This window comes from Acidaminococcus hominis, assembly GCF_022484025.1.
GTDB classification, from domain to species: domain Bacteria; phylum Bacillota; class Negativicutes; order Acidaminococcales; family Acidaminococcaceae; genus Acidaminococcus; species Acidaminococcus hominis.
This window is the reverse complement of the sequence record NZ_JAKVMG010000001.1, coordinates 686,460-699,198: the sequence shown is the minus strand read 5'-3', so window position 1 is coordinate 699,198 and position 12,739 is coordinate 686,460. Positions and strand designations below refer to the sequence as shown.

At 53.7% G+C, this 12,739-nt stretch carries 3 protein-coding genes; all 3 read left to right on the top strand.

Translation table 11 applies throughout. From position 1 onward, the window contains the following. The first annotated feature begins 247 nt into the window (after positions 1–247). The 3 genes from LKE88_RS02975 (at position 248) to LKE88_RS02965 (ending at position 12,725) form a co-directional block, all read left to right on the top strand. Entirely contained in the window at positions 248–3,769 is a 3,522-nt protein-coding gene (locus LKE88_RS02975) for a beta strand repeat-containing protein (protein WP_276802719.1), read from the top strand. Positions 3,770–5,136: 1,367 nt separating this feature from the next. Beyond that, positions 5,137–8,502 (top strand): beta strand repeat-containing protein, encoded by a 3,366-nt coding sequence (locus LKE88_RS02970; protein WP_158572344.1) that lies wholly within the window; start codon positions 5,137–5,139, stop codon positions 8,500–8,502. A 944-nt stretch (positions 8,503–9,446) separates the two neighbouring features. Next, positions 9,447–12,725, top strand: a complete 3,279-nt coding sequence (locus tag LKE88_RS02965; RefSeq protein WP_105325473.1) for an autotransporter outer membrane beta-barrel domain-containing protein — start codon at positions 9,447–9,449, stop codon at positions 12,723–12,725. Positions 12,726–12,739: the final 14 nt, after the last annotated feature.

The window sequence follows — 12,739 nt, the reverse complement described above, 5'->3', positions numbered from 1 at the left end:
AGCGGAAATGTCTTAGGGGGCATTTCTGGTACAGGAGAAGGGAGGCAGACCAGAAATTCTAGGTCTATTTCTGGCAAAAGACATGGGGACAAAAGAACACAAACAGAGTTTATCGGCAGTGCTTCTTTGCAGTATTTTGGGGATGGGGCTATATGCCGCCCCTGCGCTGGCAGCTCCGGTGACGGTGACGGGAAATATTACAAACGTCAACGGTAACGAGGATACAGGTACGCCCAGAGGGAATCAAGTGATAGTAAAAGATGCATCACAAGCTGATCCTTATACCCCAATCCGCATTAATGGTGGTTCCGTAGCCGGTACAGACACTTCTGTTTCCAATAACTCAGTCACGGTTACCAATTCTACGCTCAATGCCGAGATTTATGGCGGCGCTGGCGGCACTATTAATGAAGAAAACGTTGTGAGCATTGATGATAAGAGCAGTCTGAATAGTGTCTGGGGCGGTATTGGCACTACAGCCAATCACAACCGGGTAGAAAGTGCTGGTACTATTAGTAATTCCATATATGGCGGCCAAGGGAGTTCCGAAGCCTCAGACAATACGATTATTGCTTCTGGTGGCTCTGCAGATTACCTAGTTGGGGGCCTGGCTTCTGGTACTTCCGCCTCGGCAGCTGTAGCAAAGAACAATAAAATAGAAGTCTCGGCAGGGAATTACAATTATGTCCATGGAGCTCAAGGGGGAATACTGGAAAACAACACCGTTACCATTAGCGGCGGGAATATTCGAGTTATGGTTGCAGGTGGTATGGCAAATCAAATAGGATCATTGTCAAACAACAAAGTGATTCTTACGGGCGGCACAATAGGCAATGCTGATTCCAATGCTATAGTTGCAGGAGGGTATTATGGTAACTATGACGGTTCCGTAACCAGCAACAGTGTAGAAATGAGCGGCACCGCTGTCGTAAACGGTACCGTATATGGCGGCCTGTCCTTTGCAGGCAGCAATGTTAAGGGCAATAGTGTCAAAATCTCCGCCGGCAGTGTCAGCAAAGACGTAATAGGCGGGTATACTGACGGTTATGGTTCCTATTCGCAAGATGTAACCGGCAATAGCGTAGAACTCAGCGGCACAGCAGCCGTTTCTGGCAATGTGTACGGCGGGAAGGTTGAGGCTAATTATAACGGTTCACTGGCCGGTGCTGCCATCCAAAACACCGTCAAAATTTCGGACGTGACCCTTCCCGGCGAAGTCTACGGCGGCTACACCGCTTATGGCGACGCCACCGGCAACGCCGTCACCCTCGACAGCGGCACCTTCCAAAATAATGTTTTCGGCGGCACCGCGGTCAAGGGCAATGCTTCAGGAAATACCGTCAAAGTATCGGGCGCGACGGTTACCGGGGTCATTTATGGCGCCAATATCGGGGAGCATAATGAGAATAGCGGCTTTACAGGAACCGGCGATGTCACAGGCAACGCCGTCACTATTGAAAGCGGCACAATCAATAACAACGTCTACGGCGGCAATACGCCAAGCGGCGACGCCACAGATAACTCCGTCACCCTTGAAGGTGGCACCATTGGGGCTTCGGACGCTAAAAACACCATCTATGGCGGGTATGCGGCGGGTGGCAACGCCGTTTCCAATACGGTCACAATCAAAGGCGGTGACCTGACCAGTGATATCTATGGGGGATATTCCTCGGGGAGTGAGGCGGAGTTGTCGAATCCCGCCGATAACAATACCGTTACCCTATTATCCGGAAATGTTACTGGTTCAATTATTGGCGGTGAATCCACTAGGAATTCCGCTTCCGGCAATACAGTCACGATTGATACTACAGGGACGGGCAAGCTTACTAGCGTTACAGGCGGTATAGGCCTGACCGGGGTAAAAGACAATAAAGTCATTTTCAATGGCGGTACTACAGAAAGTCTGATTGGTGGAAATACTGTGGGCAGTTCGGATGGTACCTTTGGTTCCATCAATAATACTGTCGAAATGAATGGCGGTACGTCCACCAGGACTTTCGGCGGAGTGTCCGGAGTTTCCGCAACGAACAATACGGTAATTATCACGGGCGGTGATGCCGGAATCACTATAGGTGCAATGGTTACGGGCGACAATGTATCAGGAAATAAAGTCATACTTTCCGGTGGTACGGCAGGAACGACCCAGCAAGGCATACCTTTCGGCGTGACAGGAGGCTATACAATGGGCGGTGATGCTGCTTCCAATACAGTCACCATCAGCGGCGGTGAAGTTTCGGGTAATGTCATAGGCGGGTATGCTGCAACGTATAATGATGAAAAAAGCGGAAACGCCAACAGCAACACTGTTAATTTCTCTGGCGGAACCCTTGATACCGGAATCTATGGCGGCGAGTCGGAAGGCGGCGCAGCCGATGACAACACCGTCAATATCCTGGGTGGCACCCTGAATCCGGAAATGGACCTTTACGGCGGCTATAGCGAACTCGAAAGCACCGGCAACACCTTGAACTTCTACACCAAAGACCAGACTGTCAAAAACCTGGACTACTTCCAGACCCTGAACTTCTACGTGCCGGCCGGCACCGTTCCTGGAGAGACCATGCTAGAAGTGACCAATACGGCGGATGTGGCTGGAGCAGCAGTGAACGGCGGCATTGACGACAGTGTGAAACTGAGCCCCGGCCAGGTCATCAACCTGCTCCACGATGCCAATACCATCAATACCACCGGCACCACCTACAGCATGATCACCGGCAAAGACGTGGTCACGGATCCCGGCTTTGTACAGCACAAAGTTCTCATTAAAGAACAGGACCCCAATACCATTGTCCTGTACATCCCCGCCGGGGACAAAGGCTTCCTGAACCCCGATACCAAGCTGATCCCCGAGCAGCGGGAAGCCGCCATCAGCGAACTGGTGAACGCCTCCGATTTGGCTGCCACCCAGGGCTATGCCTCCGCCGTGGCCGCCTACGAAGCCGCCTGGCTGGAAGACCATTCCGTGGAAGCCAAATTTATACCCTATGCGGTAGTGGGCGGCCATGATTTGCGCTACGACACCGGCTCCTACGTGGACAGCCAGGGCCTTAACACCGAACTGGGCTTTGTGAAACGCACCTTTGACGGCAATCACGCCGATACCATCATGCCCTTTGCAGAATACGGCAACGGCAACTATACCAGCCACCTGGACAGCGGCGCCAGAAGCGACGGCGACCAACACTACCTGGGAGCCGGCCTGCTGCTCCGCAGAGACCTGCGCAGCGGCCTCCATTACGAAGGCATGCTCCGGGCCGGGTACCTGTCCGGAGACTTCCGGGGCCTTTTGGCTGGCCATCGGGCTTCCTACGACACCGGTTCCCAATATATCGCCGCCCATTTGGGACTGGGGAAAATCATCTCCAAAGGCCAGGACGACTTTGACTACTACGGCAAATTCTATTGGACCCATCTGGGCAGTGATACCACAAGGATATACAGCAGCCTAGGCAGCGGCGACTACCATCTGGACAGCGTGAATTCCTATCGGACAAGACTGGGCCTGCGTTGGACCAGACACCTGGGCACCCAGAACACCATCTATGCCGGCCTGGGCTGGGACTATGAATTTGATGGCGAAGCCAGAGCCCAGTACAGAGAATTTAGCACCCCCGCCCCCAGCGTCCAGGGAAGCAGCGGCATGCTGGAGCTCGGTTGGCAAAGCAAAGCAACACGAGAAAACCCCTGGGGCGCAGATCTGCGAATTACCGGCTGGACCGGAGCACAAAGAGGGGTAACATATGGGGTGACAGTAAGCAGAAGACTTTAAACGTAAGCAAGAAAGTTTAGAGCGTACCGTAACAGTCGGAATTCAGGAAAACGGAGCACTTCCAACAGCTTGAAGCCCGAAAAGCAGGGCTTCAAGCTGTTGAGGAATCAAGATAGAATATACGAAATGGCTGGAGACAATCCACGATGGATTGCCTCCAGCCATTTTATTGCGGCGCCAGCGCCGCAGAAGGAGCCTTCCCCACCCAGGGCCCATGGATTCTTGGTGTGGCCCGTCCCTCCCCTTCCTGTTAGGCGGGGAGGGCAGAGGGTAGTGCTGGCCGTTACAGGTAGTGATTTGATAGCTTATGTAGTGGTAATACTATAGTATCGATTAACACTTGACCAGTGGCGGCTTATGAAAGCTTCCTTCAAGGGTGAAGGAAGTGTCGCCATAGGCGACGATAGAAGTTTATCAAAGCTTTTCGCGGCGCCGGCGCCGTAAATGCTGGGGTGAACTTCCTCAGTCATCCCTACGGGCTGACGGCCCCTACACGCTTGCAGGGGCCAGTCTTAGGCCTGTACGAGTCATGTGCAAAACGGGTGTAGCAAAGCAACATGGTTCGTAAATATCATCACTACTCTAGTCTATTACATGACCGGTAGTGACCTGGAAGCCTACCACAAACGTTGCGGTCGCGTCCAAACAGCGTTACAGGTATTCCAGAAGCTGTTTGGTACACGCGACCCATGTGATAGCTGCCCAGGAATTGAGCCCGTAGGGTGAAAATGACTGGCTAGCAGCGAACCACTGTGGTAGGTGTCAGCCAAAGGCTGACGGAGGAAGTTTTACTGCCGTCTCCTTACCTGTTCGCTATGCGAACAGGAAAAGGGGAAGGGTGGCTGCGCCCAAGAGCAAAACGCAGCCGGGATGGGGTTCAAAACCAAAATACCCGCACTACACCCGTTGAGAACATCGACCAAAAATCCGGTACAGAGTTTTCTCCAGCAAAAAATTGCCTAAGGGCAATTTTTCTGTAGTTGAGCTACCGTCCTCACCGCACTAGCCCCAAATGGGGACAAACCTTTCCCTTAGGGAAAGTGGCACCGTAGGTGCCAATAGGGGACACAGCGAGCCCCACCCAAAACCCATAATCCCTTTCCACAAATAACCACTCCTAGAAAATTGTCCGAAATATAATAACTACATTTCTACTCTCATGCTATAATACGGGTATAAAAAAGTATCTCACTCTTTAACAAGCAATTTGGCCACATTGGAGGTTTGGTGCGAAAATGTCTTAGGGGGCATTTTCGGTATAGGTGAAGGGAGGCAGGCCAGCTGTCCTAAGGGGACTTCTGACAATTTTTATGGGGAGTAAAGAGCAGCGCAGCTGCACAGCGGTGATTCTTTCCAGCATTTTGGGTATGGGGTTGTATGCCGCTCCGGCTATGGCGGATCCGGTTACCGTGACGGGTGCTATTACCCAGGCGGAAACGACCGGCAACAGCGATACCGGTACAGCCAGCGGCAATACACTGACCGTTACGGAGGCTACGCTGGACCTGAAAAGAGCAACCGTTTATGGTGGTAAGGCTGCTGATGAACAAGCAGGCAGCGCGTCAAAGAATACGGTAACTGTCACAAACAGCAGCCTTACCAGCCTGGATATCGTTGGAGGTTACTCTTCTGGACCAGCTGAGGGGAATACCGTCATCATTGCTAGTACAAGTGCCGTTGGCTCTATAACAGGTGGGAATGGCAATAATGCCAGCAATAACCGGGTGGAAATCTATGGTTCTTCAGGCCCAAACTACGGTGGGTTTGTTGATGCAGGCGATGCGCTGGGAAACTACGTCCTGATTGATACGGCAGCCGATAATATCGGCACTACCTATGGCGGTTTTTCCCTAAAGGGTGACGCCAATGCCAACACGGTGGAAGTCAAAAGCGGCGTTGTGAACCAGGCAATCGGAGGCAATGGGGAAAACACGGCAAACAATCGTGTGATTATGAGCGGCGGAACGGATCATTATATGCTGATAGGCGGCTATGCAAATGGTTATGGAGGAACGTCATCCAACAACCAGGTCACCCTCACCGGCGGTGAAATTACCTATAATGACAGCCAAATGCCCGCTGCCAGCGGTGGCTGGGCTCCCTTTGGCAGCGCCGACCAGAATAGCGTAGAAATCAGCGGCACAGCAGCTGTTGCAGGCAATGTCTATGGCGGCGGCTCCCTTTTAGGCAATGCTGCCAATAATACCGTCAAAATTTCCAGCGGCACCGTGGGAGGAAATGTAGCTGGAGGCGCGGCACTCAATGCCGGTACTTCCTATTCCCTTACCCCCAATCCCACAAATGCCACCGGCAACACCGTGGAAATCAGCGGCACAGCAGCTGCTGCAGGCAATGTGTACGGCGGCTATGTGAACCTTTATGTTGATTATTATATTCCCACAGCGACCGCACCGGTGGGTGATGCGTCCCAAAACACTGTCAAAATTTCTGATGTCTCCCTTTCTGGCGATGTCTACGGCGGCTATACTGTTTACGGCGATGCCACGGGTAACACCACCAGCCTGACGAGCACCACCCTAAGCGGCGATGCCTATGGCGGCTATACTGCACATGGTACCGCTTCGGGCAATACCGTTTCCCTTACCAATGTCACCGCCGATACACAGATGAAAGAAATCGTCGGCGGCCGGGCTCTCATAGGCACAGCTTCTGACAACACTGTAACCGTGGAGGGCGGCACTTATTTCAATGTGTACGGCGGGGCTACAGGCTCAGCCGCCGAATACGAACCCATTGCCTCACTGCCAGCGGGTGTGACAGAGACCGGCGACGCCACCGGCAATACTTTGATCATCAAAGGCGGCACTATTTTCACCGCAGCCGCTGGCCGGGCCAATGAACTGGAGTATACCAATGCAGAAGGAAATACGGAAAATCTAGCAAAAGGCGATACTACCGGGAATACCCTCTACGTCTATGACGGGGATATTACAGCGGCCGTAGGCGGCTATGGCGGCACCAACGTCAAAGATAATACCGCCAGCATGAGCGGCGGTACCGCTGCTAGACTGGTAGGCGGGGCCACCATCCTGGGCGAAGAAGGGACCATTTCAGGAAACCATGTTTCCCTTAGCGGCGGTACTGTCACTTATTATGTAATTGGCGGCGAAGGTGCCGAAGCCGAAGGCGCCAGTACCGTCTCGGACAATAGCGTTTCCATCTCCGGCGGCACAGTCGCACAAAACGTAGCTGCCGGCACCACCGTCAGCGGCGATGCTACAGGCAATACCCTGACCATTTCCGGCGGTACCATTGGCACGACGGAAGGGGACACCAACTACATCGTGGGCGGCGCATCGGTACAGGGCGCAGCCAACGATAACACGGTCACCATCACCGGAGGCACCTTAGGCACCATGATGAGCCTCTACGGCGGCTATAGCGAACTCGAAAGCACCGGCAACACCCTGAATTTTTACACCAAAGACCAGACCGTCAAGAATCTGGACTACTTCCAGACCCTGAACTTCTACGTGCCGGCCGGCACCGTTCCGGGAGAGACCATGCTGGAAGTCACGGACACAGCGGATGTCCATGGAGCAGCAGTGAACGGCGGCATTGACGACAGCGTGAAACTGAGCCCTGGCCAGGTCATCAACCTGCTCCACGATGCCAATACCATCAGCACCACCGGCACCACCTACAGCATGATCACCGGCAAAGACGTGGTCACGGACCCCGGCTTTGTCCAGCACAAAGTCCTCATTAAAGAACAGGACCCCAATACCATTGTCCTGTACATCCCCGCCGGGGACAAAGGTTTCCTGAACCCCGATACCAAACTGATCCCCGAGCAGCGGGAAGCCGCCATCAGCGAACTGGTGAACGCTTCCGACCTGGCCGCCACCCAGGGCTATGCCTCGGCTGTGGCAGCCTACGAAGCAGCCTGGCTGGAAGACCATTCCGTGGAAGCCAAATTTATCCCCTATGCCGTCATCGGCGGCCACGACCTGCGCTATGACACCGGCTCCTACGTGGACAGCCAGGGCCTTAACACCGAGTTGGGCTTTGTGAAACGCACCTTTGACGGCAATCACGCCGATACCCTCATGCCCTTTGCTGAGTACGGCAACGGCAACTACACCAGCCACCTGGACAGCGGCGCCAGAAGCGACGGCGACCAGCACTACCTGGGAGCCGGCCTGCTGCTTCGCAGAGACCTGCGCAGCGGCCTCCATTACGAAGGCATGCTCCGGGCCGGATACCTGTCCGGAGATTTCCGGGGCGTGCTAGCCGGTCACCGAGCCTCCTACGATACCGGTTCCCAATATATCGCCGCCCATTTGGGCCTGGGGAAAATCATCTCCAAAGGCCAGGACGACTTTGACTACTACGGCAAATTCTATTGGACCCATCTGGGCAGCGATACCACCGCTATTCATACCAATCTAGGCAGCGGCGACTACCATTTGGACAGCGTGAACTCCTATCGGACAAGACTCGGCCTGCGCTGGACCAGACATTTGGGCGCCCAGAACACCATCTATGCCGGCCTGGGCTGGGATTACGAATTTGACGGAGAAGCCAGAGCCCAGTACAGAGAATTTAGCACCCCCGCCCCCAGCGTCCAGGGAAGCAGCGGCATGCTGGAGCTCGGTTGGCAGAGCAAAGCAACGAAAGAGAACCCCTGGGGCGCAGATCTGCGAGTGACAGGCTGGACCGGAGCACAAAGAGGGGTAACATATGGGGTGACAATAAGCAGAAGACTTTAAACGTAAGCAAGAAAGTTTAGAGCGTACCGTAACAGTCGGAATTCAGGAAAACGGAGCACTTCCAACAGCTTGAAGCCCGAAAAGCAGGGCTTCAAGCTGTTGAGGAATCAAGATAGAATATACGAAATGGCTGGAGACAATCCACGATGGATTGCCTCCAGCCATTTTATTGCGGCGCCAGCGCCGCAGAAGGAGCCTTCCCCACCCAGGGCCTTGGATTCTTGGTGTGGCCCGTCTCTCCCCTTCCTGTTAGGCGGGGAGGGCAGAGGACGTGCTGGCCGGTTCTGTAGGTGTTTTAACAGTTAATGTAGTGGGAATGCGATTGTAACGACTAACAATTGACCAGTAGTGGTCTGGATGCCTACCACAAGCGTGTGGTAGGTGTCAGCCAAAGGCTGACGGAGGAAGTTAATTACTGCCTTCTCCTTACCAGTGCACTGCTCAGCGTGCACTGGAAAAGGGGAAGGTGTCGGCGCACTCGCCGGCGGATGGGGTTCAAAACCAAGATTCTCGCACTACACCCCGAAGACCGCACGACCAAAAATCCGGTACAGAGTTTTCTGCAGCTAAAAATTGCCCGTGGGCAATTTTTCTGTAGTTGAGCTACCATCCTCACCGCACTAGCCCCAAAAGGGGACGGACGTTTCCCATTCGGGGGGAGTCGTATCCATTTCTCAAGGCCTTAGCCGCTGAGAAATGGAATATACGACCCCTGCGACAGCCGTCCAGGAACCGAGCCTGCAAGGCGATGGCGACTGGAATACGGCGAACCGCTCGAGGATTCCCCGCACTAGCACCATGAAGTCCGCTGACCGCACTATTCCGCAAGCCACCCTCTATCGTGCCAAGAATCCCCAAAATTTATGTAAAATTCCCTATAATCCTGCTATAATAGTATTATGTAATAACTGTCGTAACAAGATGTTTGTAAGGGAGGGTGTATTATGGGGAAAGAAAGTAAATGGCTATATGCTTCTATCATGGCTGCTGTTTTTGCTGCGGGGGCAGGCTTGCATCCAGCCCTTGCAGCGGATGTTACCGGAAAGACCACGACGGTTGACACGGAAGTAAAGGTAGACGTCTACGGCGGTCAGGGCACCGAGGCAGGGGACAATGTCACCAAAAACACGGTGACCATCACCGAAACGGGCTATGTCACGTGGGGCAGGGTCTACGGCGGCTATTCTCCTTATGGCAAAGCCGATGAAAATACGGTGGATGCAGAAAATGCGTATGTCAAAGGCACGGTCTATGGCGGCTACGTTTTTCTTGATGAAGACAATACAAGCATCACTGCACCTTTTACGGCAGACGCCAGCGGCAATACGGTTACGCTGAAAAATACCACCGTGTTTAGCCTAATATATGGTGGTTCTGTAGAGCGTATCGGCGAAGACTCTGACCTGTTCCCGTATCTGCAGCCTTCTGCTGCCAGTAACAACACAGTGACCATCACCAATGAATCAACTACACCTATTACCTATCAGGATATCTATGGCGGCTACACGACTAAGGGCGATGCCAGCGGCAATACCATCAGACTGGAAGGGACCCTCAGCGGCAGTGGGGCGGAAGCCCAAACGAATGTGTTTGTGAAATCTAGATTTCTTAAACAATCTGCATATGTAACCGGCGGTGAAACGTGGGGTGGCAGTGCCAACGGAAACAAGGTCAGCTTGGAGAACATCGGCATTAACGATAACGTTATTGGCGGTTATACAGAAAATGATCTGTATGTATCGGACGATAGGAGGGCCTACGTCAGTACCAATGGAAACAGCATATATTTAAAAAATGTGTATGGCGCAGATGACGACTCGGGAAATAATCATTGGTCCGAGGCCCTCGGTGGCTATGTGCTTGTTTTTGCAGATTTAGACCCGGAAAACGAAGGAGCACAGCTATACGGTGAGAGCAATGATAATACGGTGACTCTGGTTGGCTCACCTGACATGCCCCAGTTGGCACACATCAAAACCGCCAGTGGCAGCTATACAGAATCCAATGCAAATTTCAATGTAAACGATACGAGTTCGGCTGAGCGCTATGCTGTATCCTTGAGCAGCAATGGTAATACGGTTTCCTTAAATCACTACCAGGCAGGAAATGTCATAGCCGGCAACTCCGGCACTGCCGTATATGTTTATAAGGAATATGGTTCTCAGAAGAACTCAAGTTCTCTATCCATAATCGCAAGTGACAGGGCAAATGACAACCGCGTCTTCTTGACGGACAGCACTGTTACCCGCAACGTCATTGGCGGTGGGACCGCTGCCTATATTGAAGCGGATGAGGCCATTGACCTGGGAATGACGCTTACACAGAGCATGAGCGATACGGCCACGGGCAATACAGTCGTTCTGACAGGAAGCAATGTGACAGGACAAATTGACAATGAGGAACTACGCTATGGGCACGTGGTTGGCGGCTTGGCCTTCCAAGGTACAGCCGCAGGCAATACGGTCAACCTTTCTGACAGCACGGTAACCAGTGCCTATGGCGGCGCTGCAGGTGAGTTGGGAACAGATGGCACGTTGAGAGACGACTTGAATGAAATAGCATTCCTGAGCGACACCTACGTAGGTGCTGAGACTCAAGCTAAGCTTACCAGCAAGGCCAAAGACAATACAGTCAACATGATCAGCGGCACCGCAGATTCCCTCTGGGGCGGCTACGCAAAAGCTTTTGAAATAACACAAAGCGATTATGTAAACCATGTAGAAGTTTTCACTACCACAAACTACGACAGCGGCTCCGCCAACGGCAACACAGTCAACTACTACGGCGGCACGGTGAATCAAAGTATCATCGGCGGCCAGTCCGAATCCGCCGCAACCAACGACAACATCGTGAACCTGTATGGAACCCTGGTGGGCAGCAGTGTCAGCCTCTCCGGCGGCATTGGCAAGACCGAAAGCACCGGCAATACCCTGAACGTCTATACCCTGAACAACAGTGTTGCCAACCTGGACCACTTCCAGAACCTGAACTTCTACGTGCCAACTGAGGCCGTAAACGGAAATACCATGCTGACAGTAACGGGTACGGCAGATGTGTCCGGGGCGTCCATTCAGGCTGGCGTGGAAAAGACCACGGCCCTTAAAGGCGGGGACGAAATCAACCTGCTGTATGATGCCAAGGGCATCACTGCGGACGGGGCGACCTACGGAACCCTGGCTGGCTTGGATACGGTTATGGATGCCGGGTTTGTGATCCGGCCGGTGGAGGTAAAGCAAAAGGACGCCAACACCCTTGTGCTGCACGTCCTGGAGGGCCAAAAGGCCACACTTTCTCCGGATACCAAACTCATTGCTGAATCCAGTGCCGCAGCCCTGAACTTCATTGGGGCAGGAGCGGATACGGCCCTGGATGCCGGCTTTATGGCAGCTTCCCAGGCCAGCCAGAACAGCGAAAGCCAGAAGAACTTTACGCCCTACGTTACTATCGGCGGGCAGAACATGCGCTACGATACCGGTTCCTATGTGGACAGCAACGGCTACGCCGGGAACCTGGGCCTGGTACGGCGCATTGCCAACGATAATTCCGTAGATACCATCATGCCCTTTGCCGAATACGGCAAAGGCAACTACACCAGCCACCTGGATAACGGCAGCCGGGGCGACGGTACCCAGCACTATGGCGGCGTAGGCCTGCTCTTGCGCAGGGACCTGAACAACGGTGTATATTACCAGGCCAGCCTCCGGGCCGGCGTCATGGACGGCGACTTCCGGGGCGCCCTGGAAGGCTACCATACCACCTACGACACCCATGCCCGGTACGCCGGCGCCAGCCTGGGTCTGGGCCGGATCTACCAACAAACCGACAAAGATAGCGTGGATGTATATGGCCGATTCAATTATACCCATCTCACCAGCGATGACGTAACCCTGCACAATGCCCTTGGCACGGCGGACTATAACCTGGATGCAGCCGATTCCTACCGCACCAGATTGGGCGCCCGCTGGACCCATAATTACCAAAAGAACCAGTCCTACTACGCAGGCCTGGGCTGGGATTACGAATTTGACAGCACTGCCAGAGCCACCTATGATGGCCTCAGCACCCCGTCCCCGGAGAGCAAAGGCTCCAGCGCCCTGTTAGAACTGGGCTGGAAGAGCGACGCCACCAAGGAAAACCCCTGGGGCGCAGATCTCAGAGTGACCGGGTGGGCAGGGAAGCAAAGAGGTTTGGTGTTTAATGCATCCCTCACACGGAGACTGTAAATGTGAAAGAAAGT

Bases quoted from the DNA above. Each gene is read 5' to 3' on its own strand.
- LKE88_RS02970 (WP_158572344.1), top strand. From the start codon at position 5,137: ATGGGGTTGTATGCCGCTCCGGCTATGGCGGATCCGGTTACCGTGACG.
- LKE88_RS02965 (WP_105325473.1), top strand. From the start codon at position 9,447: ATGGGGAAAGAAAGTAAATGGCTATATGCTTCTATCATGGCTGCTGTT.